This is a genomic window from Flavobacterium sp. (assembly GCF_965284515.1).
Lineage (GTDB): Bacteria > Bacteroidota > Bacteroidia > Flavobacteriales > Flavobacteriaceae > Flavobacterium.
Genome location: NZ_OZ260089.1, coordinates 1,377,499 through 1,403,873, shown reverse-complemented (window position 1 = coordinate 1,403,873; position 26,375 = coordinate 1,377,499). Strand labels below are relative to the sequence as shown.

Annotated in this window: 24 protein-coding genes; 12 read left to right on the top strand and 12 right to left on the bottom strand. The window is 29.9% G+C overall.

The annotated features are described in order from the left end of the window. Positions 1-2 precede the first annotated feature (2 nt). The 5 genes from ACQ65T_RS06390 to ACQ65T_RS06370 form a co-directional block, all read right to left on the bottom strand. Positions 3-755 carry a rhomboid family intramembrane serine protease gene (locus ACQ65T_RS06390; protein WP_430400253.1) on the bottom strand — a complete coding sequence of 251 codons (753 nt, stop codon included), beginning with the start codon at positions 753-755 and terminating at the stop codon, positions 3-5. Next, positions 752-2,611 (bottom strand): DNA mismatch repair endonuclease MutL, encoded by a 1,860-nt coding sequence (gene mutL, locus ACQ65T_RS06385; protein WP_430400252.1) that lies wholly within the window; start codon positions 2,609-2,611, stop codon positions 752-754. The genes ACQ65T_RS06390 and mutL overlap by 4 nt, the downstream gene beginning before the upstream one ends. Further along, entirely contained in the window at positions 2,612-2,911 is a 300-nt protein-coding gene (locus tag ACQ65T_RS06380; protein WP_430400251.1) for a hypothetical protein, read from the bottom strand. Positions 2,912-3,020: 109 nt separating this feature from the next. Beyond that, positions 3,021-3,509, bottom strand: a complete 489-nt coding sequence (gene ribH / locus ACQ65T_RS06375; RefSeq protein ID WP_430400250.1) for a 6,7-dimethyl-8-ribityllumazine synthase — start codon at positions 3,507-3,509, stop codon at positions 3,021-3,023. Between the two features lies 1 nt (position 3,510). Further along, positions 3,511-4,296: a tetratricopeptide repeat protein gene (locus ACQ65T_RS06370; protein ID WP_430400249.1), complete on the bottom strand. Its 786-nt coding sequence runs from the start codon at positions 4,294-4,296 to the stop codon at positions 3,511-3,513. Positions 4,297-4,420: 124 nt separating this feature from the next. On the opposite strand from ACQ65T_RS06370, the gene recF reads away from it, so the two are divergent. From recF to ACQ65T_RS06325, 9 genes are all read left to right on the top strand, one after another. Then, positions 4,421-5,500: a DNA replication/repair protein RecF gene (gene recF, locus ACQ65T_RS06365; protein WP_430400248.1), complete on the top strand. Its 1,080-nt coding sequence runs from the start codon at positions 4,421-4,423 to the stop codon at positions 5,498-5,500. A gap of 44 nt (positions 5,501-5,544) precedes the next feature. After that, entirely contained in the window at positions 5,545-6,552 is a 1,008-nt protein-coding gene (gene murB, locus ACQ65T_RS06360) for a UDP-N-acetylmuramate dehydrogenase (RefSeq protein WP_430400247.1), read from the top strand. 60 nt (positions 6,553-6,612) lie between these two features. Beyond that, complete coding sequence (locus ACQ65T_RS06355) at positions 6,613-6,816, top strand: membrane or secreted protein (protein ID WP_430400246.1); 204 nt, start codon at positions 6,613-6,615, stop codon at positions 6,814-6,816. Positions 6,817-6,831: 15 nt separating this feature from the next. Next, positions 6,832-7,941, top strand: coding sequence for a glycosyltransferase (locus ACQ65T_RS06350; RefSeq protein ID WP_430400245.1), 1,110 nt, complete (start codon positions 6,832-6,834; stop codon positions 7,939-7,941). After that, entirely contained in the window at positions 7,932-8,498 is a 567-nt protein-coding gene (locus tag ACQ65T_RS06345) for an RNA polymerase sigma factor (protein WP_430400244.1), read from the top strand. Before ACQ65T_RS06350 ends, ACQ65T_RS06345 begins: the two co-directional genes overlap by 10 nt. 48 nt (positions 8,499-8,546) lie before the next feature. Then, positions 8,547-9,791 (top strand): MFS transporter, encoded by a 1,245-nt coding sequence (locus tag ACQ65T_RS06340; RefSeq protein WP_430400243.1) that lies wholly within the window; start codon positions 8,547-8,549, stop codon positions 9,789-9,791. Positions 9,792-9,869: 78 nt separating this feature from the next. Continuing rightward, positions 9,870-10,739: a lipoyl synthase gene (gene lipA, locus ACQ65T_RS06335; RefSeq protein WP_430400242.1), complete on the top strand. Its 870-nt coding sequence runs from the start codon at positions 9,870-9,872 to the stop codon at positions 10,737-10,739. Between the two features lie 2 nt (positions 10,740-10,741). Next, entirely contained in the window at positions 10,742-11,743 is a 1,002-nt protein-coding gene (gene gap / locus ACQ65T_RS06330; RefSeq protein ID WP_430400241.1) for a type I glyceraldehyde-3-phosphate dehydrogenase, read from the top strand. A gap of 45 nt (positions 11,744-11,788) precedes the next feature. Then, complete coding sequence (locus ACQ65T_RS06325) at positions 11,789-13,996, top strand: ATP-binding protein (protein ID WP_430400240.1); 2,208 nt, start codon at positions 11,789-11,791, stop codon at positions 13,994-13,996. On the opposite strand, the gene ACQ65T_RS06320 is transcribed toward ACQ65T_RS06325, so the two are convergent. After that, positions 13,980-14,792, bottom strand: coding sequence for a purine-nucleoside phosphorylase (locus ACQ65T_RS06320; protein WP_430400239.1), 813 nt, complete (start codon positions 14,790-14,792; stop codon positions 13,980-13,982). The two genes, ACQ65T_RS06325 and ACQ65T_RS06320, sit on opposite strands and share 17 nt — an antisense overlap. Beyond that, positions 14,764-15,783 (bottom strand): tetraacyldisaccharide 4'-kinase, encoded by a 1,020-nt coding sequence (lpxK, locus tag ACQ65T_RS06315; protein WP_430400238.1) that lies wholly within the window; start codon positions 15,781-15,783, stop codon positions 14,764-14,766. The genes ACQ65T_RS06320 and lpxK overlap by 29 nt, the downstream gene beginning before the upstream one ends. 66 nt (positions 15,784-15,849) lie before the next feature. Between lpxK and ACQ65T_RS06310 the strand changes: the two genes are divergently transcribed. Beyond that, the gene (locus tag ACQ65T_RS06310; protein ID WP_430400237.1) at positions 15,850-16,944 is read left to right on the top strand and encodes a Nif3-like dinuclear metal center hexameric protein; all 1,095 of its coding nucleotides are present in this window, start codon (positions 15,850-15,852) and stop codon (positions 16,942-16,944) included. Between the two features lies 1 nt (position 16,945). Beyond that, a complete protein-coding gene (locus tag ACQ65T_RS06305) occupies positions 16,946-17,725 on the top strand; it encodes a zinc ribbon domain-containing protein (RefSeq protein ID WP_430400236.1) in 780 nt (259 codons plus the stop codon). Between the two features lie 47 nt (positions 17,726-17,772). Here ACQ65T_RS06305 and ACQ65T_RS06300 read toward each other — a convergent pair whose 3' ends face one another. Then, positions 17,773-19,089, bottom strand: coding sequence for a TlpA family protein disulfide reductase (locus ACQ65T_RS06300; protein ID WP_430400235.1), 1,317 nt, complete (start codon positions 19,087-19,089; stop codon positions 17,773-17,775). 69 nt (positions 19,090-19,158) lie between these two features. Here ACQ65T_RS06300 and rluF point away from each other — a divergent pair, with 69 nt between their 5' ends. After that, on the top strand, positions 19,159-19,947 hold the full coding sequence (rluF, locus tag ACQ65T_RS06295; protein WP_430400234.1) for a 23S rRNA pseudouridine(2604) synthase RluF: 789 nt from the start codon (positions 19,159-19,161) through the stop codon (positions 19,945-19,947). Here the strand turns inward: rluF and ACQ65T_RS06290 are convergent, their stop codons facing one another. The 4 genes from ACQ65T_RS06290 to rpoC all read right to left on the bottom strand — a co-directional run bounded on the left by ACQ65T_RS06290 (position 19,948) and on the right by rpoC (position 26,216). After that, positions 19,948-20,964, bottom strand: a complete 1,017-nt coding sequence (locus tag ACQ65T_RS06290) for a hypothetical protein (protein ID WP_430400233.1) — start codon at positions 20,962-20,964, stop codon at positions 19,948-19,950. A gap of 4 nt (positions 20,965-20,968) precedes the next feature. After that, positions 20,969-21,466, bottom strand: coding sequence for a GNAT family N-acetyltransferase (locus ACQ65T_RS06285; RefSeq protein WP_430400232.1), 498 nt, complete (start codon positions 21,464-21,466; stop codon positions 20,969-20,971). Positions 21,467-21,522: 56 nt separating this feature from the next. Beyond that, positions 21,523-21,831 (bottom strand): DUF3467 domain-containing protein, encoded by a 309-nt coding sequence (locus ACQ65T_RS06280; RefSeq protein ID WP_430400231.1) that lies wholly within the window; start codon positions 21,829-21,831, stop codon positions 21,523-21,525. A gap of 77 nt (positions 21,832-21,908) precedes the next feature. After that, the gene (rpoC, locus tag ACQ65T_RS06275; protein WP_430400230.1) at positions 21,909-26,216 is read right to left on the bottom strand and encodes a DNA-directed RNA polymerase subunit beta'; all 4,308 of its coding nucleotides are present in this window, start codon (positions 26,214-26,216) and stop codon (positions 21,909-21,911) included. Between the last annotated feature and the right edge of the window lie 159 nt (positions 26,217-26,375).

Here is a 26,375-nt window from a genome sequence, read left to right as displayed (position 1 = left end):
AACTATCTATCCCAACGATTATTATTAAACTGATTTTTTTTCCAGTACCACATCATTAAAAATCCGCATAAAGCACCACCTAAATGTGCAAAGTGAGCAACTCCAGTTCCTCCACTTCCAAATAATGAATCTCCCTTTAAGCCTAAAAACAAATCTACAAGTAATATACCTGGGACAAAATATTTTGCTTTTATCGGCATTGGTATAAACATTAAAGCCAATTCAGCATTAGGAAACATAAATGCAAAAGCTACAAGTAAACCATAAATGGCTCCAGAAGCACCTACTGCAGGTGTTAAGAAAGCACTTGCCATACTATCCATTGAGCTTTGAGAAATAATTTCAAGCCATTGTGTGTTATACTTTCCTTCATTTAAAACTTTGAAAATTTCTGCTTGATTTATTCCGTTTTCCACTAAAACATCTAAACTATTATGAAACATATAATAATTAACTCCTGTATGCAATAACATTGAACCTATTCCACATGATAAATAGAAAAATAAAAACTTTTTACCTCCCCAAAATTGTTCTAATGCACTTCCAAAAGAAACCAAAGCAAACATATTAAAGAAAATATGCATTAAACCTCCATGCATAAACATGTGTGTTATAGGTTGCCATACTCTAAATTTATCGCTTTCAAAATAATGTAAGGCTAATAATTCTGATGAATTAGGAACCATAAAACTACCAACAAAAAATATAATATTAATGATTAGCAAATGCTTAACCATATCAGTCATGTTCATCATAATGCGAATTTTTTATCTAAATCTTCAACACTTAACGTGATGAATGTAGGTTTATTAAAAGGGGAAACACTTGCATCTTTACACGCAAACAATCCGTTTACTAAATTTTCTTGCTCTTTTTCTGTCAAATATGTTCCGTTTTTAACGGATATACTTTTTGCCATTGATTTTGCAATTCCGTCATTCAATGAAAATGAATTTTCTGGAATTTCTTCTTGTAAAGTATTAATTAACTCTTCTATTACAATAGGAATTTCACTTTCTTGAACGTTAACTGGAATCCCAGAAATTAGAACTTTATCATTTTCAATAGAATCAAAGATAAAACCTGTATTTTCTAATGAAGGCTTTAATTCTATGATAAACTGAACCTCATCGTTTGAAAAATACAATTCTAAGGGAAACAGCAATTGCTGACTTGATGCTTTATTAACTGTAATACTAGTTAGAAATTGTTCATATAAAATTCGTTGATGTGCTCTACTTTGGTTAATTACGAGCATCCCTGACTTTATAGAACTCACAATGTATTTTTTGTGTATTTGGTAAGTTCTTGATGGGGATTCATCAATTTCTCTATCATTAAATAAAGAACCTGTTATTTCATGATTTTCAAAAGAGTGTGAATGAATTTCCTGAGTATCTTGTTTTAGTCCAACATATAAATTATCCCAATTAGTGTCATTATTTTTAGGCTTATAATTTTGAAAAGAAGCCGATGAAGAAGTTTTCTTTATACCTTCATTTGATTCAAAAGGATTAAAAGTTGTATCTATTTGAATGGTTGGAAACTCTCCGTCTTTGTTTTTATAATCGTAAGGCGTATCTAAATTAGCATCTCTTTCGAAATCTAAAACCGGAGCCACATTAAATTGACCTAAACTGTGTTTCACAGCCGAACGCAAGATAGCATATAAAGCATGTTCGTCGTCAAACTTAATTTCAGTTTTTGTGGGATGAATATTAATATCAATAGTATTTGGCGGAACATTTAAATACAAAAAGTAACTAGGTTGGTTTCCTTCACGCAATAAACCTTCATAAGCATTCATAATTGCATGGTGCAAATAACCACTTTTAATAAATCGATCATTTACAAAGAAAAACTGCTCTCCTCTACTCTTTTTTGCATGCTCAGGTTTACCAATAAAACCACCAATAGAAACAATCTCCGTATCTTCCGTTACTGGAACCAATTTTTCATTAGTTTTTCCTCCAAAAACATTTACAATTCGTTGTCTGTAACTTGAATTAGGTAAATTAAACGTCTCGCTTCCATTATGAATCAATGTAAAATATATTGATGGATGTGCTAAAGCCACTCGTTGAAATTCATCAACAATATGTCTAAATTCAACCGTATCAGATTTCAAAAAATTTCTCCTTGCTGGAATATTAAAAAACAAATTTTTAACTGCAAAAGAAGTCCCTTTTGGTAATACCGCAACATCTTGTGAAGCAAATTTACTTCCCTCAATAATAATATGTGTTCCAAGTTCTTCTTGTTCTTGTTTTGTTTTTAATTCTACATGCGCGATTGCAGCAATTGATGCTAGAGCTTCCCCACGAAAACCTTTGGTATTTAAAGCAAATAAATCTTCTGCATTACGAATTTTTGATGTAGCATGTCGTTCAAAACACAAACGAGCATCAGTCACATTCATACCAGAACCATTGTCAATTACTTGAATTAACGTTTTTCCAGCATCTTTAACAATTAGCTTAATATCTGTTGCTTTTGCATCAATTGCATTTTCAATCAATTCTTTAACTACAGAAGCGGGTCTTTGAACGACCTCTCCTGCAGCAATTTGATTGGCAACATGATCTGGTAAAAGTTGAATTATACTTGACATTTATTCTTTTCTAAAAATAGATAAATCAAAATCGATGATATACATGAACGCTAAAAGCAATACTAAAACAATAATCATAATTCTAATGTTAAAGTTTCTGTTACCTCTATGACGACTATTTTGACGTGCTTCACTCCAATGTGCTCTTAAATCATTATAACTTACGGCATCTCTATCTTTTTTAATTATAGAATCAAAATCATAAGGGTTGTCAATCACTTTCCCTTCATAGTGACGTGGAGTGTAATTAAACTTCTTGTTTTTTGGCAATTTAAGTGAGCCCCGACCGAATTTAAACATATCAATCTATTTTTTTCAAATTTAAGAATTTCTAATCTTTTTTATCTGAATTATTTGTTAACAAAAATCCCGCCAATAGCGGGATTTTAATTTTATAAGTAATAAAAAATTAAGCTTTTCTATTTAAGTCTACCATTTTAATAGCGGCAATAGCAGCTTCAGTACCTTTATTTCCGTGTTTTCCACCACTTCTATCAATTGACTGTTGCATTGAATTATCTGTTAATAAACAAAAAATTGTAGGAACATCGTATTTTAAATTCAAATCTTTTACGCCTTGAGTAACTCCATCACAAACAAATTCAAAATGCATAGTCTCTCCTTTAATTACACAGCCAATTGCTATTACACAATCTACTTTTTGAGTTTCAATCATTTTTTTTGAACCATAAACCAATTCAAAACTTCCAGGGACATCCCAACGGATTATGTTTTCAGCTAAAGCTCCACAATCTAATAATGCCGCTTTTGCCCCATTAAACAAACCATTTGTTATTTCATCATTCCATTCTGAAACAACAATCCCAAACCGAAAGTCTTTCGCGTTTGGGATTGTGTTTTTATCGTATTGTGATAAATTTTTATTTTCTGTAGCCATATTATTCTGTCATCGCAATGTAAGCGTCAATATTTAACCCTTCTCTAGAAGTTTCGTATTTTTCTTTAATTTGAGTAAACAATTTATTTGCTTCATCTTTCTTATTTGCTGTTAAAGCTAATTGAGCTGCTTTGAATAAAAATCTTGGTGTAGTAAAATCATTTTCATTAGCTTCTGCTGCCTTTTTGTAATACGAAATAGCATCATCAACTTTATTTGTTTCAGAATAAGCATCTCCTAATCCTCCTAAAGCCATTGCGTTTAATATCATATCATTTGAAGAAAACTCTAATAAATACTTTTCAGCATTTTTAAAATCTTTGATATTTAAATAAGACATACCTGCATAGTAATTAGCAAGATTTCCTGCTTTTGTACCTGAATATTGATCAGCTACACCTACAAACCCTTGTTTTCCTTCACCTCCTTTTAATGCAAGATTGAATAATGAATCTGGATTTTCAGTATTTGCTAAAGCTTGATTAAAATATTCTTGAGCTTGGAAAATCTCATTAAAAGCTTTGTCTTCTTTAGGTTCTGCAACAAATTTATTAAACAATAAATATCCAATTGTTACCAATGCAATTGCACCAACTACACCTAATACTAATTTTTGGTTTTTAGCAACCCATTCTTCTGTTCTAGAAGCAGTTTGGTCTAAAGTATTAAAAACTTCTTCAGTAGTACTTTCTCCTGAAGTTTCAATTACTTCTTCAAATTCATTTTCGTTATTATCTAACTCTTCTGGTTTTGAAGCCTTATAGCCTCTTTTGTTATATGTTGCCATTTATTTTAAATTTATTGAGGTGCAAAAATATAATTTTTATTGAAAATTAAAAGCCCTTTTTATGGTTATTTTTCTATTTTGCAACTACTTTTGCAATACGGCTACAAATAAAGGAAAATAAACTGTGTATTTAAAACAATTATCATTATTAAATTATAAAAACATTTCAGACAAATCTTTTGATTTTGATGAAAAGATAAATTGTTTTGTGGGCAAGAACGGAAAAGGAAAAACAAATATATTAGATGCTATTTTTCATTTATCTTATGGTAAAAGTTATTTTAATCCGCTTGCTGTTCAAAATATTAAACACGAAGAAGAGTTTTTTTTAATTGATGGAACTTTTTCTAAAAACGAAAAAGAAGAAAAAATTGCTTGTAGCCTAAAAAGAGGGCAAAAAAAAGTTCTAAAAAGAAATAATAAAATTTACGATAAACTTTCTGACCATGTTGGTTTCATTCCTTTAGTAATTATCTCTCCATCCGATACTAATTTAATTTCTGAAGGAAGTGACGTAAGACGTAAATTTATTGACAGCGTAATTTCTACTTTAGACAATTCATACCTCAACGAATTAATTCAATACAACAAACTGGTTGCTCAACGAAATGCTCTTTTAAAATATTTTGCACTGAATCAATCTTTTGACAATGAAACTTTAAGTATTTATAATGAACAAATTATTCCTATTGGAACAAATATTTTTGAAAAAAGAAAACAGTTTTTAGAACACTTTATTCCCATTTTTCAAAAATACTATCAGCTAATTACTGATAATGCAGAAAATGTTCAATTGGTTTATTCTAGTAATTTATTTGAAAGCACTTTTGAAGAGTTACTATCAAGTAACGTTAATAAAGATAAAGCTTTACAATATACAAGTGTGGGAGTCCATAAAGATGATTTATCATTTGAAATTGACAACTATCTTATTAAAAAATTTGGTTCACAAGGTCAGCAAAAGTCATTTTTAATAGCTTTAAAGTTAGCTCAATTTGATTTTATAAAACAACAAAGCGGTGTTTTACCAATTCTGCTTTTTGATGATATTTTTGACAAATTAGATGAATCAAGAGTTCAGAAAATTGTAGCAATGGTTAACGATGATGTTTTTGGGCAAATCTTTATTTCCGACACTCATGTAGAAAGAACTGAAGCCATAATAAAAAGCACTCATCAATCTTATGCGATATTTCAGTTGTAATTGAAATAATTCTTACTTTTACACTGATTTTTTTTAAACAACTTATGAATATTCAAACTGATTTTTCTTTAAAAAACTACAATACTTTTGGAATTGAAGCAAAAGCAATGCAATTTACATCTGTACAAAACACAGAAGAACTTATTGAAGTTTTACAACTCAACAAAGATATTTTTGTTTTGGGCGGAGGAAGTAATATGCTCCTAACACAAAATATTAATAAACTTGTAGTTCATATCAATATTAAGGGAATTTCTATTTTCAAAGAAAATGAAGACTTCGTTTGGGTAAAAGCAAATGCAGGAGAAAATTGGCATGAATTTGTTTTATGGTGCATAGATCATAATTATGGTGGAATAGAAAACCTATCTTTAATTCCAGGTAATGTGGGTACTACTCCAATACAAAACATTGGCGCTTATGGTGTTGAAATAAAAGACATGTTTTCTTCATGTGAGGCGGTTAATGTTACAGAGCGAACAATTAAAACGTTCAAAAAAGAAGATTGTAATTTTGGCTATAGAGAAAGTGTTTTTAAAAACGAATTAAAAAATCAGTATATTATTACAAGTGTTGTTTTTAAACTTACTAAGATAAATCACAAAACAAACAGTTCTTACGGAGCTATTGAAGCTGAATTAGCTCAAAATAATATTACATCTCCAACAATAAAAGACATTAGTAATGCTGTAATTGCTATTAGAAAAAGTAAACTTCCAGATCCAAAAGTTTTAGGAAACAGTGGCAGTTTCTTTAAAAACCCAATTATTCCTATCGAATTATATAAAAAAACATTACTTCAATATCCTGAAATGCCACATTATGTGGTTTCTGAAACAGAAGTTAAAGTACCAGCAGGTTGGTTAATTGAACAAGCAGGGTTTAAAGGTAAAAGATTTGGAGATGCAGGAATACATGAAAAACAAGCCTTAGTACTTGTAAATTATGGCAATGCAACTGGAGAAGAAATAGTTACAGTTTCTAGAAATATTCAAAAAGCCATTTTGGATAAATATGGCATTTCAATAGATGCTGAAGTAAATATTATTTAACCTTTTTTTGCTTTTCATTGGGGTTTGTTTCGTAAATTTGCAGTCTCTAAAAAATTTAAAATGAAACTTGTTTTATTAACTATCGGATTACTTGCAATTGCTTTCGCAGGAATTGCAATTAAAATATGGACAAAGAAAGATGGAAAATTTTCAGGTACTTGCGCTAGTCAAAGTCCGTTCTTAAATAAAGACGGAGAAAACTGTAGTTTTTGCGGTAAAACTCCAGAAGAAATGAAAGACTGTACAAACGATTCTGACAAATAATTACTCTAAAAAAAGATGCTTTTAAATATACTTCTGTTAAGTTTTATAGTAATCATTGCAATTCAAATAATTTACTATTTATTTATATTTGGAAATTTTTCGTTTGGAAAAATAACAAATGGAAATTCTTCACGAGTTCCAGTTTCCGTAATCGTTTGTGCTAAAAACGAAGCAGAAAATGTAAAAAAATATTTTCCCCTTTTAATTAATCAAAATTACCCTGAATTTGAAATCGTACTAATTGACGATGCATCAAATGACGAAACACTAGATTTATTTGAAGAATATGAGAAAACATACAAAAATGTGAGAGTCGTTAAGGTTCAAAACAATGAAACATTTTGGGGAAACAAAAAATATGCACTTACATTAGGAATTAAAGTAGCAAAATACAAACATTTACTATTTATTGATGCCGATTGTAAACCGGCTTCTTCAGAATGGTTAAGCAGCATAAGTATGAACTTCACTCCTAAAAAAACAATTGTTTTAGGATATGGAGCTTACAATAAAGTTAAAAATTCGTTTTTAAATAAATTAATTCGTTTTGAAACTTTAATGACTGCTGTTCAATATTTTTCTTGGGCGAAAATAGGTTCACCATACATGGGTGTTGGTCGAAATTTAGCATACAAAAGTGATGAGTTTTACAAAGTAAATGGTTTTATAGATCACATGAAAATTCGTTCTGGAGATGATGATTTATTTATCAATCAAGCTAGCAATAAAGAAAATACAGCTATTTGCATTGAACCGTATAGCTTTACCTATTCTGATGCTAAAATAAGCTTTAGTGAATGGTTTAATCAAAAAAGAAGACATATTTCAACAGCTAAATATTACAAAGGGTTTGATCAATTTAAATTGGGTTTATTTTACCTAACTCAATTGTTCACCGTTATTCTTGGAATACTATTATTAGTTTTAAACTATGAAATGATATTAGTTGTTGCGTTAATTACCTTTAGATATTTAATTGCTTGGACATCTTTAGGATTTAGCGCCTCAAAATTAAAAGAAAACGATGTAATGTATTTTTATCCATTTATTGAATTAATACTTATCTTCACACAGCTTTATTTATTCATCATTAACTTATTCTCAAAACCTAAGCATTGGAAATAACTTCTGAAATAATTCAAAAAAACATAGAAAAAGCTAAAAACGGCGATCAAGTTGCTTTTACTTTTCTATTAGATTTCTTTTGGAACGAAGTCTTTGGATACATGCTTAAGAGAACAGAAAATGAAGCTGACACAGATGATATTGTGATTGAAACTTTTGCAAAAGCTTTTGATAAAATAGCAACCTATAATTCTGAATTTGGTTTTAATACTTGGTTAATTGCAATTGCTAAAAATGTTCATATTGACATGTTAAGAAAAAAGAAAACTTCATTATTCTTAGACATGAATGATAACGAAAACAGTAGAGCATATCAAATTGTTGATGAAACTCCAAGTGCAGAAGATGACATTATTACTGAGCAGAATCTTTCTCAATTATTAGGATATATTAAAGAATTAAAACCTGCTTACCAAGAAGTAATTCAATTGCGTTATTTTCAAGAGATGAGTTATCTTGATATCGCTGAAACTCTTGAAGAACCTTTAAACAATATCAAAGTAAAATTACTTAGAGCTAAAAAATTATTGGCTGAAATTATTTCCAAAAGAAACTAATTTTTGCACTTTTAAGTATTTTATGTACGTTTGAAAAAAATCCCATAAATGGAAAAGTTTTCAAACAGTCAAAAATTCAAACACTTATTTTCTTTACCTGTAATCATTGCTGCATTAGGATATTTTGTAGACATTTATGACTTGCTTTTATTTGGAATAGTTAGGGTTCCCAGCTTAAACAGCTTAAATTTAGATGCAGACCAAGCTGGAACAATGATACTTAATTTTCAAATGGTTGGCTTACTTGTTGGAGGAATATTATGGGGAGTTTTAGGTGATAAAAAAGGAAGATTATCAGTGCTTTTTGGCTCAATTTTAGTTTATTCGTTAGCTAATATCGCTTGTGGATTTTTACCTTATTTTCCTTCTGAAAACATAACTGAAATATATGCTGTATTACGCTTTATTGCTGGCGTTGGTTTAGCTGGTGAACTTGGTGCTGGAATTACTTTAGTTTCCGAATCTTTACCAAAACAACTTAGAGCTATAGGAACATCAATAGTTGCAGGGTTTGGATTATTAGGAGCTGTAGTTGCTCAACTAACTGTTGAATTGGCTGGAGATTGGACTTATGCCTATTTTATTGGCGGAATACTCGGGTTACTATTGTTGTTTTTAAGGATAGGCGTATCTGAATCTGGAATTTATAAAGATATTGAACACGCTACAAACATAAAAAAAGGAAATTTCTTTTCACTTTTTACAAATAAATCAAGACTCATAAAATACCTGAAATGCATAGCAATTGGGCTTCCTACATGGTTTTGTATAGGAATACTAGCAGTTATGGGAAATCAATTTGCTCCAGCATTTGGAATCGATAATATTAATCCTGGAAAAGCAATTATGTGGGCGTATATAGGGATTTCAATTGGAGACTTTGCCAGTGGATTTATTTCTCACTTATTAAAATCAAGAAAAAAAGCTATTTTCTACATGATGCTTTTTACAGTTATTGGTGTTATTCTAATGCTTTACGGCGGCTCAAAAACCGAAAATATGTATTATTTTTATTGCGCTTGGCTGGGGTTAGGAACTGGTTATTGGGCAATGTTTGTAACTGTAGGAGCAGAACAATTTGGCACAAATATTAGAAGTACAGCCGCAACAACAATACCCAACATGGTTAGAGGCCTACTGCCTATTATGCTTATTAGTTTTGATTTTTTAAAAGTAAATAATGGCGTAATAACTGCCGCTAGCATTGTTGGCTTTGTTGTTTTCTTTTTAGGAATTTATTCAACTTTAACAATTCCAGAAACCCATAATAAAGATTTAGATTTCACAGAATAATAAACTTTGTAAAGTTCTTTTATACTAAAGATAATTCTAGTTACCTTTGTGTTTTAAACACTATTTGAAAAAGATAAAATGGCAACAGAAAATGTTTTTCCACCAAGAGAACCAAAACCAAAATGGCTTCGTGTAAAATTACCAACAGGTAAAAAATATACTGAACTAAGAGGCTTAGTTGACAAATACAAATTAAATACAATTTGTACTTCAGGTAGTTGCCCTAATATGGGTGAATGCTGGGGAGAAGGCACGGCTACATTTATGATTCTAGGAAACATTTGTACCCGTTCTTGTGGTTTCTGTGGTGTAAAAACAGGAAGGCCAGAAACGGTTGACTGGGATGAACCTGAAAAAGTAGCTCGTTCAATTAAAATAATGGGGATAAAGCATGCAGTAATTACAAGTGTAGATAGAGATGATTTAAAAGATATGGGATCTATCATTTGGGCCGAAACCGTGAAAGCTATTCGTAGAATGAATCCAAATACAACATTAGAAACACTAATTCCAGATTTTCAAGGAAACACAAAAAATATAGACCGAATTATTGAAGTTGCACCCGAAGTAGTTTCTCATAATATGGAAACCGTAAAACGTTTAACTAGAGAAGTTCGTATTCAGGCTAAATATGAAAAAAGTTTAGAAGTTTTAAGGTATTTAAAAGAACAAGGAATCAAGAGAACTAAATCAGGAATTATGCTTGGTTTAGGAGAAACTGAAGAAGAAGTAATTCAAGTACTTCATGATTTAGCAGATGCTAAAGTAGACATTGTTACTATTGGTCAATATTTACAACCTTCAAAAAAACATTTACCTGTTAAAGAATTTATCCGTCCTGAACAATTTGAGAAGTACGAAAAAATAGGAAAAGAACTTGGTTTTAGACATGTAGAAAGTGGCGCATTAGTTCGTTCTTCTTATCACGCAGAAAAACACATCCACTAAAAATGAACAAAACAAGAATAGCAATAAACGGTTACGGAAGAATAGGTCGAAATTTATTCCGACTATTACTTAATCATCCTGCTATTGAAGTTGTGGTAATAAATGATATTGCCGACAACAAAACAATGAGTCATCTAACCAAATATGATAGTATTCATGGTGTTTTACCTTATGAAGTAAGTTTTACAAACTCATCTATTATAGTTGACAAAAAAGAATATTTATTTTTCCACGAAAGTGAAATTTCTAATTTAGATTGGAAAACATTAAATATTGATATTGTCATTGAAGCAACGGGAAAATTTAAAACTTATGAATTAGCCAACCAACATATTGTTGCAGGTGCAAAAAAAGTAATTCTTTCTGCTCCTTCTGAAGACGAGACAATTAAAACCGTTGTCATGGGAATCAACGAAAGCATTTTAGATGGTTCTGAAATTATTATTTCTAATGCAAGTTGCACTACTAATAATGCTGCACCCATGATAAAAGTAATGCAATCTTTAGGAGAAATACAGCAAGCCTACATTACAACTATACATTCTTATACAACTGATCAAAGTTTACATGATCAACCGCATAAAGACTTAAGAAGAGCACGAGGAGCATCACAATCTATTGTTCCTACCACAACCGGAGCAGCAAAAGCAATAACTAAAATTTTTCCAGATTTAGAAGGAAAAATAGGTGGATGTGGAATACGTGTTCCTGTACCAGACGGATCTTTAACTGATATCACCTTTAATTTAAAAGAAAAAGTAACTATTAAAGAAATAAACAACGCTTTTAAAAAAGCATCTGAAAATGAACTGTCAGGAATTTTAGCTTATACAGAAGATCCAATTGTATCAGTAGATATTATTGGAAATAAAAATTCATGCTTATTTGACTCTCAATTAACTAGTGTAATTGACAATATGGTAAAAGTAGTAGGTTGGTATGATAACGAAATTGGATACTCTTCAAGATTAATTGACTTAATTAGCTTCATCTCCAAAAAATAATTTTTATATTTATACATTATTATTTTTTACTTAAATCCATTAGCATTGCAAATTAAAGGATATTTATTCGCTCTTTTATTTTTAACTTCTTTAGGTTATTCGAAATCTCTATACAAAGAAAACACTAAAATAAATGATAGTGTAGATTATTTTTTGGAAGTAGCTATTTTTAATAAAGACGATAAAAAATCTTTCAACAAAGCAATTATTTATTCTGAAAAAGCAATTGAATATGCAAAAGAAAATAATTTAAATGAAAAGCTTGGTGATTGTTATTTAGTCTTAGGTAGTGTACATTTTGATTTGAATAAAACAGATATCGCAATTGAAAACTTTATAAGGAGTATAAATCATTATAACAACAAAGAAAAAAGTACAAACTTAGCTTTAGCTTACTATAATCTAGGAAATTGCTATTTGATTAAAAACAAAACAGACCTTTCTGAAATTTATTTTAATAAATCAGCTCAACTATACAAACAATTTAATTTTACAGATGCAATTGATTTAATCAATCTTCAAAAAGGAATTATTGAAAAGAAGAAAAATAATTTTGTAGAAGCTGAAAATATTTTTCAAAAAATAATTATTGACGTTGTAAATGAAGATTTTATTGACACTAAAGTAGAAGCTTTTTTTCAATTAGGACAAATTGCTTTCATAAAAAAAAATACTGATAAATCAATTCAATATTTTGAAACTGCATTAAAAACCAACAGAGCTGGAAATAAGAATAATTCGCTCGAAATAAAAACTATAAAAGAACTCAGCAAAGTATATAAGAGCATAAATAAGTTTGAAAAAGCAAATTTTTATTTAGAAGAGTATGCAATAATCCTAGACTCTATTGGCAGTAATTTCAATAACTTAATTTCAGAAAACACTTTTGATGAAATTAAATTTGACAAACAACTTCAAACTATTGAACAATTAGACAAAGAAAAAAAGAGCCAACAAAGAACTTTGCGTTTTTCAAAATTAATTAGCATTCTAAGTATTGCTTTAATATCTATTCTTTCATTATTGAGTTTATCTTTATACAAAAACAATAAAATAAGAATAAGCACAAACAAACTATTAAAAAATAAAAACAAAGAATTAATTGCTCAAAAAGAAAAAGTAGAACTTGCGTCAAAAGCGCGTTCTAAATTTTTAGCAACAGTAAGCCACGAATTAAGAACTCCACTAAATGCTATAAATGGAATAACTTACCTCCTATTACAAGAAAAGCCAAAAGCAAGTCAAATTCAATATTTAAAATCATTAGAGTTTTCAGGAAACTATTTATTAAATTTCATAAATGATATTTTAGAAATCAATCGTTTAGAATCAAACAAGGTTTTAAATGAAGAAATTAACTTCAATATTATTGAATTGGTTGATAATATTAAAACTTCATTTAACGAATTTATATCAGAAAACAATGTTGACTTTCATATAGAAATTGATAATTCAATTAATCACAATTTAATTGGTGACCCAACAAAACTTTCTCAAGTATTAATAAACCTCTTAAATAATGCTATTAAATTTAGTAAAAACGGAAAAGTTTGGATTACTATAAATAAACCTTTTGAAACTAAAGAAGAAGCAATTCTTTTCTTTGAAATTAAAGATAATGGAATAGGAATTCCTTTAGACAAACAAGATGGAATTTTTGATAGTTTTAGTCAAGGCTCAGTTGAAATCAACCGAACGTATGGAGGTACTGGTCTTGGATTATCTATTGTTAAGAAAATTCTTGAAATAATGGGTTCTCAAATTAAGCTAAATAGCGATGGAAAAAACGGAAGTACATTTAGCTTTTCTATTCCTTTTAAAAAGGCCAATGAAATTTCTAAAGAAATTGAAAACTTAAAACCAACTGTCGAATTTGAAACTTCTAATAAAAAAATATTATTAGTTGAAGACAATAAGATAAATCAAATGATTACTCAAAAAATGTTAGAAAAGAAAAATATTTCTTGTGTAATTATTGATAATGGAGAAGAAGCGATTGAGCACATGAGAGACAACTCATACGATTTAATTTTAATGGATGTTCATTTACCAGGAATAAATGGTACAGAAGCAACTGAAGAAATTAGAAAATTTAATTCAACAGTTCCAATAATTGCTTTAACAGCAATTTCATTAAATGAAAATAGAGAGATGTTACTATCGTATGGTATGAATGAAGTTATAACCAAACCTTTCTTACCCGAAAAATTTTATGAAATTGTAACAGAATATCTAACTAATAAGAAAGGATAAATTCTTTTATTAATTTTCTAACGATTGGCTCTGCCTGTTTTGCAGCTTCTAATACTTCGTGATGATTCACCTCTTCAATATTATCCTCATCTCCCATATCTGTAATAATAGAAACACCTATACAGTCCATACCCATGTGCTTTGCAACAATAATCTCTGGAACAGTTGACATTCCCACGCAGTCTGCACCAACAGCCTTAACCATTCTATATTCTGCTAAAGTTTCAAAAGTAGGACCTTGTAAAGCTAAATAAACACCCTCTTTTAAATCAATATTAAATTCTCGAGCAACCTTCCTAATCTGAGTATTCATATCTTTAGAATAAGGCTCACTCATATTTACAAATCGTGGCCCAAAACGCACATCATTACTACCCCTTAAAGGATGTTCTGGCATCATATTAATATGATCTGTAATCAACATAACATCGCCAACTTTAAATGAAGGATTTACACCTCCTGAAGCATTTGAAACAACCAATTTTTCAATACCTAATTGCTTCATAACTCTTACAGGAAAAGTAACTTGCTTCATATCATACCCTTCATAGAAATGAAAGCGACCTTGCATAGCCATAACCTTCTTGCTTCCTATTGACCCAAAAAGCAAGGCACCTTCGTGACCTTCAACTGTAGAAATAGGAAAATTAGGTATATCCTTATAATCTAATTTATACTCAACTTCAATATCGTTTACAAAGCCTCCTAATCCAGAACCTAAAATGACACCATAATCTGGTGTGTATTTAACTGCTCCTTGAATAAATTCAACTGTTTCTACTACTTTTTCCCACATAATCTAAAATTATTTTATCTAAAACATCAGCATCTTTAAGAAAAACACTCTTAATGGGTAAGTAGAAAAGTTGTTCTTTAGACAAACTTCCTTTTAATCGCATAAAGTCTTTTTCTGTTGTAATAATTGCATTGTTTTTAGATACTTTTTTAATGTTGTCGATCTCTTTTTCAGTAAAATTATGATGGTCTGAAAACCGTAAAACCAAATCATCTTCTTTCTTTAAGTGACTTATAAAAGGAAATGGTTTTGCTATGCCTGTAATAATTGTTTTTTGAGCTTGTTTTATATCGGATGTTCTAATTGGTTTTATTTCTGAATATACTAATTCATCATATTCAATTTTACTAAAAAAAACAGGGACTTCAACATCTAATTTCTCCTTAATTTCACTCATGGCAAGTTCGGAAATATCATTCGGACATTTAGTGACAATTATCATATTTGCTCTTTTTTTACCTGAACTCGGTTCACGTAAACTTCCAAAAGGTAATATAAAATCATCACAAAATAATTCTGAATAAGTAGTCAATAGAATATAAAATCCCGCTTTTACTTTTCTATGCTGAAAAGCATCATCTAACAATATAACATCTGGGTTATCATCTAATCTTAAAAGCTGGTTAATTCCATTGATCCTATTAGCATCAACAGCAACTTTTATTTTCGGAAATTTGGTAAAAAACTGAAAGGGTTCGTCGCCTAACTCTTGAACAGTTGTAGAAGTATTCGCTAATACAAAAACATTCGTTTCTCTTTTATAACCGCGACTTAATGTTGCAACATTAAACTGATCTTGTAATAAGCGAATTAAATACTCAATTTGAGGTGTTTTTCCTGTACCACCAACACTTAAGTTACCTACAGCAATTATTGGTAAATCAAACGATTTACTTTTAAAAACTTGCTTATCGTAAAAAAAATTACGCATCCAAGTAACAATCCAGTAAACAAAAGCAACCGGAAAAAGTATTTTTCTTAAGAAATTCATAGTACGAAAGTAGCGTTTTTTTATCTTTGAATAAAATAAAACCTATTCTGGTTAAATCTATTGAACATGAAACTACAAGAAATCACTTCCGTTTTAGAAGAACTTGCTCCTCTCGCTTATGCAGAAGACTTTGACAACGTAGGGTTATTAGTGGGTAATAACAACGCAGTTATAAATGGAATTCTTGTTTGTCATGACGCTTTAGAAAATGTAATTGATGAAGCTATAGCTAAAAACTGCAATTTAGTTGTTTGCTTCCATCCTATTTTATTTTCAGGAGTAAAGAAAATAACAGGTAAAAATTATGTTGAAAGAGCCATTATTAAAGCTATAAAAAATGACATTGCCATTTATGCACTGCATACTGCTTTAGACAACCATAAAAAAGGGGTCAACAAGATTTTTTGCGATGCTCTTGGCTTACAAAACACAAAAATTTTAATTCCAAAAGAAAATTTCATTCGAAAACTAGTCACTTATACTATTCCAGAAAACGAAATACATCTAAGAAATGCCCTTTTTGACGCAGGTGCAGGTCAGATAGGAAATTATGAAAATTGTAGCTTTAATTCGGAAGGAATAGGAACTTATTCTGGCAATGAAGAAAGTAATCCAAAAATAGGTTCAAGATTTGAATTTGTTCAAGCAAAAGAAATTAAAATTGAAGTAACTTTTGAAAGACATTTAGAAAATAAGATTCTAAAAGCATTATTTACCAATCATGAATATGAAGAAGTAGCTTATGAAATTTATGAAACCAAAAATAAGCATCAAAATATTGGATTAGGAATGATAGGAGAATTTAATGAAGGGCTATCCGAAGAAGACTTTTTGTCTTTAGTAAAAACCAAAATGCAATGTGGAGGAATTAGACATAGTGCTTTATTAGGAAAAAAAATAAAGAAAGTTGCTGTTTTAGGAGGTTCAGGAAGCTATGCCATTAAAAACGCATTACATGCTGGTGCAGATGCTTACTTGACTGCTGATTTAAAATACCATCAATTCTATGAAGCTGAAAACCAACTACTTCTAGCTGATATTGGTCATTTTGAAAGTGAAAGATATACAAAAAATTATATTTTAGATTATCTTAAAGAAAAAATCACTAATTTTGCAATCATTTTATCAGAAGAAAACACTAATCCTGTTCAATATTTTTAGTATGGCAAAGACAAAAGAACTAAGCGTAGAAGATAAGTTAAGAACACTTTATTCATTACAATTAATCGATTCAAAAATTGACGAAATTCGTAACGTAAGAGGTGAACTACCTTTAGAGGTAGATGATTTAGAAGATGAAGTAGCTGGCTTAACTATCCGTTTAGATAAACTTAAAGGAGATTTAGATATCATAGATACTCAAATTAAGGAAAAGAAAAATGCGATTGATGAGCACAAAGCTGCTATCAAAAAATATTTAGAGCAACAAAAAAATGTTCGTAATAATAGAGAATTTAACTCTTTAACTAAAGAAGTTGAATTCCAAGAATTAGAAATTCAATTGGCTGAAAAACACATTCGTGAAATGAAAGCTTCAATTGAGCATAAAAAAGAAGTTTTAGATCAATCTAAAGAAAGACTTGATGCAAAACAACAGCATTTAAAACATAAAAAAGCTGAATTAAGCGATATTATGTCTGAAACTGAGAAAGAAGAAGATTTCTTAAACAAAAAATCTGAAGAATATCAAGGTAAAATTGAAGAGCGTTTATTAGCTGCTTACAAAAGAATTAGAGGAAGTGTAAGAAACGGTTTAGCTGTTGTATCTATCGAAAGAGGAGCTTCTGCAGGTTCATTCTTTACTATTCCGCCACAAACTCAAATGGAAATTGCGGGTCGTAAGAAAGTTTTAACTGATGAGCACAGTGGACGTATTTTAGTAGACAACGTTCTTGCTGAAGAAGAAAGAGAAAAAATGGAAAAAATATTTGCAAAAATGTAATTCCAATTTTATATAAAAATTTAAAATCCTGCAATAGCGGGATTTTTTTATTTAATAAACTCATCTAATTTATCTAACAATTCTGCACCGCCAATATAAATAATTTCTCTTTTTTTATTCACTAAAATAAAAGTTGGATAAACTTTAATTTCATGATTTAATATAAATTCTGGCTTATTGTTTATATCAACAAAAAGTTGTTGCCAATTAATTTTTTTCTTTTTTAAATATTTTAAAACTACCTGTTTTTCTTTATCTACTGCTATACCTAGCATACTTAATATATCAGAATATTTTTCTTCAATTTCTTTTAACTTAGGCGCTAATTGAACACAAGGTCCACACCAAGTTCCCCAATATTCAATTAAAGCAAAATCTTTTTTATTTAAAAATTCATGTAGATTGATTTCCTTATCAAAGACGTCTATATAATCAAAATCATTAATCTCATTCCCAACAACAAGTTTTAAATTCTTTTGTTCATCTAGTATTTCAGTCAAATACATTGCAGACAAATCCGGTTCAAAACTTTCAATTTTTAATTTCTTCTCATTTATATTAATTATATCAGTGACTCTATAATTAAATTGACTGTTAAAAATAACATCTGATTTACTAAATAAAATATCTGTTGGCTTAATTATCAATGAACCTGGTTTTAAATAAACATCTATGGATTCACCATTAAGGACTAAATTACCTTTCCAGTAATTTTTATACCCGAATTTTGTTGAATATTCCATTTCATACTTTCCGCCATCTCCTATTGGCGCGTTAATCTTTGAAGGGTATAAAACTATTTCCATTTCACGCTCAAATATTCTCCCGCTTTTAAATACTTCATACTTATAGGAAAAAGATGGGAATTTAGAGATTACCTCTTTTTTTAAAACAGAATTATTTCGAAATTCTCTATCAAACCAAATTAATTTATCATTCGAAAAATCTTTATTTCTATCAAAATCTCCAACGATGAATTGTTTATTTCCTTTAAAACCAACTGCAATAATCAACCCTTGGTTTATTTTTGTTTGTGATAATTTTAAAGTATCAACTTTCCAACCAGAGAAGTACTGAAGCATAGTTTCTTTTTCAAACTTATTAGACTTTACCAAATCATACATTAACTGAACAGGGTCTTCAAAATAACCTAAAAATCGAATTGAATCATTAGCTGGTATACCTTTATAAACTTCAACTACTTCTTTTTTAATTTCTTTATAAAAGTCTAAAGATTGAAAATAAAAATAATCTTCATTAACCAACAATAATGAATCATTAACAACATTATCCATCTTTACTTCAATCTTGCTCTGAGCTATTGAAATTGAAGAAAAAAGAAAAAAACAAACTAAAATTCGCATAAAAATATTTTTACCAAATATAATAATTCAATTGAAAAAACAGAATTTATATTTCCATATCTTTGTACCATGGAAAACAATTTAGTTCGCATCAATAAATTTTTATCAGAAAGCGGTTACTGTTCGCGTAGAGAAGCCGATAAGCTAATCGACCAAGGAAGAGTTACCATAAATGGTGTTGTACCAGAAATGGGTACAAAAATTAGTCCCACTGATGAAGTGCGTGTAAATGGCGAATTAATTAAAGAAAAAAAAGACCAACATATTTATTTAGCATACAATAAACCTGAGGGAATTGAGTGCACTACCAATTTAGATGTTCGCGATAATATTATTGAAGCTATTAATTATCCTGAACGTATTTTTCCTATTGGTCGATTAGACAAAGGAAGTGAAGGATTAATTTTTATGACTAATGACGGAGATATTGTAAACAAAATTCTTCGTGCAAGAAACAATCACGAAAAAGAATATGTCGTTACTGTAAACAGAACAATAACCGACCGATTTATTGACCAAATGAGCAACGGAATCCCTATTCTAGATACCGTTACTCGTAAATGTAAAGTGGAACGCATAAGCAATAATGTATTTAGAATTGTATTAACACAAGGTTTAAATCGTCAAATTCGTAGAATGTGCGAATATTTAGATTATGATGTTGTGGCCTTAAAAAGAACTCGTATTATAAATATTAAGTTAGATTTACCTGTTGGAAAATATAGAAATCTAACACCAAGTGAATTAGAAGAGTTGAATTCTTTAATTTCAGATTCTAGTAAAACCGAAGAAGCAAGTTTCCCAAGTAATAAAGCTAAATTTACAGGAAGTAGAAACTATGGAGAGAGGAATAGATAACTATCTATGGTGAAATAATCCATAACTAAATATAAAATTATGTTTAGTTTCATACTCTTTTTTCATCAAATCAACCTCAAAAGAATTTATATATAGAGACTTTCTATTTTTGTTTATTTTTTTGATATCCCATAAATTATTATGATAAGTTGTGAAAATATTATTACCAAAATAACCTTTTAGTTTCTTAGTTGAACAAAATGAACAACGATAAGTGTTATCGTGAAGCATTCCAACAACTCTTGGATGTACATTGCCCTTTTTTATTTCAGTAATCCAATAATCACTATATCTACTATAAGAATCAAATTGATGAACAAATATTAAATAAGGTAATTTAAGACACATTTCTGCTTCTTCTAAATTAAAATAACCTATAACTTTATTAAATCTATCAATTTTTTTTACTCGAGCATAGAAATCTAATTTATTAGAATTAAGGTCTTTAAAAATTGTAGAATCGGAAATTCCTAATAATTTTTCCCCTGGAAAACCGTATTGAATTATTTTTTTTTCTATTAAGGTAATAGAATATTTAATTTTTCCTTTATAAATTTTCCTTTCCTTATGTTTGTCAATCTGATCATTAATAGAAAGGTTATAAATAAAATCTAAGTAGTCTACATTTATCCTTTTTAAATACTTATCTCTATTAGTCTTAAATAAATCAATTACTTTTTTGTTTGTTTTGTTTTTAAAATAATACTTCTCTACTAATGGAATGGACTTCAAATGCTCTATTTTCAATCCATTGGAAAAACCCAAAAATATGTATTGATCAAAAGGTTTGTTCTCGAAACTAGCAATTTGAATAGAAGTAAGAATATCCCTAACAAAAATAAAATCAAACTCTTTAAAAGTTTTATTATAATAGAATAATGCACTATCTACATTTTTCTCTATAAAATAAAAATTTTCAGCTTTATTAATCTGATTGTGATAATCAAAGTAATCTGACTTAAATTCTTGAGAAAATAAGCTAGATGAAATAAAAAATAGAAGGAATAAACATCTCATAAAATTAATTAACTTCAATTTCCATTACATAATCATCCATAATATAATTGTTACCAATATCAATTACTTCTTCTATAGTAATTACAAAGCCAAGTTTTTCGTAAAACAACTTAGCATTATTATATTTATTTACATTTAGGTAAACCGTTTTTTGGTTATTTTCTTTCGCTTTTTCTATAACTAGGTTAAAAAGTAATTTTCCAACTCCAGTTCCTTGTGTTTCTGGCAAAACATAAATTTTATGAATTTTCGTTTTTTGAGGTTCGCAGTTTATTTCATAAGATACAAAACCTACATTTTTGTCATCATTATTCACTGCTATATAAAAAACATGTTTCTTTTCCTCCATTTGCTGCTTTAAAGCCGTTTCAGAGTAGAACATGCTCAACATATATGTCAATTGCTCTTGTGAAAGAATTTCACCATAAGTAGAAGGCCAAATAGCATAAGCTAAATCTTTAATAATGCTTAAATGTGATGGATTTGCTAAAATGAATTGCATAATGTATAATTTATACAAAAATAAAAAAGTCGCGCGAATTGCGAGACTTTATTTTATTAAGCTTGACCTGTTGGACCAAAATTAAGCGGAATGTGTGGTTGATCACCTTCTTTAATCTCTCCATGAGCAGTTTCAAATCGTTGAATATTTTCAGCTAATGCTTTTAATAATCTTTTAGCGTGTTGAGGCGTTAAAATAATTCTCGATTTCACCTTCGCTTTTGGAGCTCCAGGCATAATTGAAACATAATCCAAAACAAACTCACTATTTGAATGATTTATAATAGCTAAGTTAGAATAAATTCCTTCAGCCGTTTTTTCATCTAATTCAATGTTAATTTGTCCTTGTGGGTTGTTATTTTCCATAATTAGTTGTTTTAAAAAAGCCTAACAGAAAACATCTGTTAGGCTTTTAAGTTATTTTGAAAGCTTAAAGATGAATATTAATAATTAAATTCTTCTTTAGCAGCCATTAATTCATTGAATTCTTCTTTAGAACCTACAATTATATCATCATAATCTCTCATACCAGTTCCGGCAGGGATTCTATGTCCTACAATTACATTTTCTTTCAATCCTTCTAACGTATCAATTTTACCTGCAACAGCAGCCTCGTTTAACACTTTAGTAGTTTCCTGGAACGATGCCGCAGAAATGAATGATTTAGTTTGTAAAGAAGCTCTTGTAATACCCTGTAGAACAGGAGTTGCAGTTGCTTGAATTACATCTCTAGCTACAGCCAAGTTTTGATCGTTACGTTTTAAGATAGAATTTTCATCTCTTAATTGACGTGGTGATATAATTTGACCTGCTTTAAGTGTTTCAGAATCTCCTGCATCTTCAACAACTTTCATACCGTATAATTTATCGTTTTCAACAATAAAGTCTCTAGTATGAGCTAATTGATCTTCTAATAATAAAGTATCTCCTGGATCAACAATTCTAACTTTACGCATCATTTGACGTATTACTACTTCAAAGTGCTTATCGTTAATTTTTACACCTTGTAAACGGTAAACTTCTTGAATTTCGTTTACTAGATATTGTTGCACTGCAGAAGGTCCTTTAATATTTAAGATATCAACTGGAGTAATTGCGCCATCAGATAATGGAGTACCCGCTTTTACAAAATCGTTTTCTTGTACAAGAATTTGATTCGATAATTTAACTAGGTATTTCTTAACATCACCAAACTTAGATTCAATTGCAATTTCTCTATTTCCTCTTTTAATTTTACCAAAAGTAACAACACCATCAATTTCAGAAACTACAGCTGGGTTTGAAGGATTACGAGCTTCTAACAACTCAGTAATTCTAGGTAAACCTCCTGTAATATCACTTGATTTAGAAGAACGACGAGGAATCTTAACAAGAATTTTTCCTGCTTTAATTTTCTCTCCATCATCAACCATCATGTGAGCTCCTACTGGTAAGTTGTATGAACGAATTAATTCACCGTCTTTACCATAAATATGTAATGTTGGGATTAATTTTTTATTACGAGCTTCAGAAACTACTTTTTCTTGGAAACCAGTTTGTTCATCAATCTCTACAGCGAAAGTTTCTCCTTGCTTAAGATCTTCATATTCTACTTTACCTGTAAATTCAGAAATAATAACTCCATTATATGGATCCCATTTACAAATAGTTGTTCCTTTTTCTACAGTATCACCATCTTTAACAAAGATACTTGAACCGTAAGGTATATTATGTGTATTTAAAACAATTCCTGTTTTAGAATCTACTAATTTTAATTCAGTTGAACGAGAAATAACAGTATTAACAGTATTTCCATCAGCATCTTCACTTTTAACCGTTTTTAAATCTTCAATTTCAAGTTTACCTGCAAAACGAGTTACAATACTTGATTCTTCAGAAATACCTCCAGCAACCCCTCCAACGTGGAAAGTACGTAGTGTTAACTGTGTACCTGGCTCTCCAATAGATTGAGCAGCGATTACTCCAACTGCCTCACCTTTTTGAGTCATTTTACCTGTTGCAAGGTTTCTTCCATAACACTTAGCACAAATTCCTTTTTCTGCCTCACATGTTAATGGTGAACGAACTTCAATTCTTTCTAATGGAGATTCATTAATTGCTTGTAAAGAAGATTCTTTAATTTCTTCACCTGCTTTAACGATAACTTCAGAAGTTAAAGGATTGATTATATCATTTAAAGTAACACGACCTAAAATTCTTTCGCCTAAAGATTCAACAATTTCCTCGTTTTTCTTTAAAGCTTCAACTTCTACACCTCTTAATGTACCACAATCAACAGAGTTTACAATAACATCCTGAGATACATCATGTAATCTTCTGGTTAAGTAACCTGCATCGGCAGTTTTAAGAGCCGTATCGGCAAGACCTTTACGAGCACCGTGAGTAGAGATAAAGTATTCAAGAATTGATAAACCTTCTTTAAAGTTAGAAAGAATTGGATTCTCAATAATTTCACCACCACCAGCAGTAGATTTTTTTGGCTTGGCCATTAATCCACGCATACCAGTTAACTGACGAATTTGTTCTTTAGATCCCCTTGCTCCAGAATCAAGCATCATATATACCGAGTTAAACCCTTGTTGGTCTTCTCTAATATTTTTCATTGCTAATTCTGTTAATTGAGCATTTGCAGAAGTCCAAATATCAATAACTTGGTTATAACGTTCGTTATTAGTAATAAGACCCATGTTATAGTTTAAAGAAATACCATCAACTTGTGCACGAGCATCAGCAATTAATTTTCCTTTTTGTTCAGGAATTCTAATATCACCTAATGAGAAAGACAAACCACCTTGGAAGGCAAATTTATAACCCATATTTTTGATATTATCTAAGAATTCTGCAGTTACTGGAACACTAGTCACTCCTAAAATTTTACCAATAATATCACGTAAAGATTTCTTAGTTAAAACTTCATTGATATAACCTGCTGCTTCTGGAACAACTTCATTAAATAAAACTCTACCTGCGGTAGTTTGAATAATTTTATTTACTAATTCTCCATTTTCATTAAAATCTTTAGCTCTTACTTTAATACGAGCATTAAGTTCTAATCTTCCTTCATTTAAAGCAATATTTACCTCTTCAGCAGAATAGAAAGTTAATCCTTCACCTTTAATTTTTCTTGTATCGTCAGACAAACGTTCTTTAGTCATATAATAAAGACCAAGAACCATGTCTTGAGAAGGTACCGTAATTGGAGCGCCATTTGCAGGGTTCAAGATATTATGAGATGCCAACATTAATAATTGACATTCTAAGATAGCTTCTGGTCCTAATGGTAAGTGAACTGCCATCTGGTCACCATCGAAATCGGCGTTAAATGCCGTACATACTAATGGGTGTAACTGGATTGCTTTTCCTTCAATTAATTTGGGCTGGAATGCCTGAATACCTAATCTGTGTAACGTAGGAGCACGGTTAAGCATTACTGGATGTCCTTTAATTACATTCTCAAGGATATCCCATACAACTGGCTCTTTTTTATCTATAATTTTCTTAGCAGATTTAACTGTTTTTACAATTCCTCTTTCTATTAATTTACGAATAACAAAAGGTTTGTATAATTCAGCTGCCATATCTTTTGGCAATCCACATTCAAATAATTTTAATTCTGGTCCAACAACAATTACCGAACGAGCAGAATAATCTACACGCTTACCAAGTAAGTTTTGGCGGAAACGACCTTGTTTACCTTTTAACGAATCTGATAAAGATTTTAATGGTCTGTTTGATTCAGTTTTAACAGCTGAAGCCTTTCTTGTATTATCGAATAACGAATCTACAGATTCCTGTAACATACGCTTTTCGTTTCTTAAGATAACTTCTGGAGCTTTAATTTCAACTAATCTCTTTAAACGATTGTTACGGATGATTACTCTTCTGTATAAATCATTTAAATCTGAAGTAGCAAAACGACCACCATCAAGTGGCACAAGAGGACGTAATTCTGGTGGAATAACCGGAATTGCTTTTAAAATCATCCATTCTGGATTATTTTCTCTGTTTTTATTTGCTTCACGGAAAGATTCAACAACATTCAATCTCTTTAAAGCTTCCGTTTTTCTTTGCTTAGATGTCTCAGTATTAGCAGCATGACGTAACTCGTAAGAAAGTTCGTCTAAATTAATACGTGCTAATAAATCCATAATACATTCAGCACCCATTTTAGCGATGAATTTATTAGGATCAGTATCATCTAAATATTGATTCTCCATAGGAATAGTATCTAAAATATTTAAATACTCTTCTTCAGTTAAGAAATCTAATCTTTTTAATTCTTCACCTTCAAGGCCTTTTGCAATACCTGCCTGAATAACTACATATCTTTCGTAGTAGATAATCATGTCTAATTTCTTAGAAGGTAAGCCTAAAATATATCCTATTTTATTTGGTAAAGAACGGAAATACCAGATGTGTGCAATAGGCACAACTAAATTGATATGACCTACTCTATCTCTACGTACTTTTTTCTCAGTAACTTCAACACCACATCGATCACAAACGATTCCTTTATAACGGATTCTTTTGTATTTTCCACAAGCACATTCATAATCTTTAACCGGACCGAATATACGCTCACAGAAAAGACCATCTCTTTCTGGTTTATGAGTACGATAGTTAATAGTTTCTGGTTTTAACACCTCACCTCTAGATTCTGCTAAAATTGATTCAGGAGAAGCTAAGCCTATCGTAATTTTGTTAAATCTCTTAACGGGATTTTTGTCTTTATTATTTCTATTATTCATCATAGTTTTTACTATTGATTTATTTGCAATTAAAAAATTGATTTTGTTTTATGTTAAACATAAAACTACTACCTCGGGTTACTTCTCTAAACTTCCAACTTTAGTTGCGAAGTGCTAATTATAATATATATAAAAAATCGGAACGGTTTACGGGTATAAATC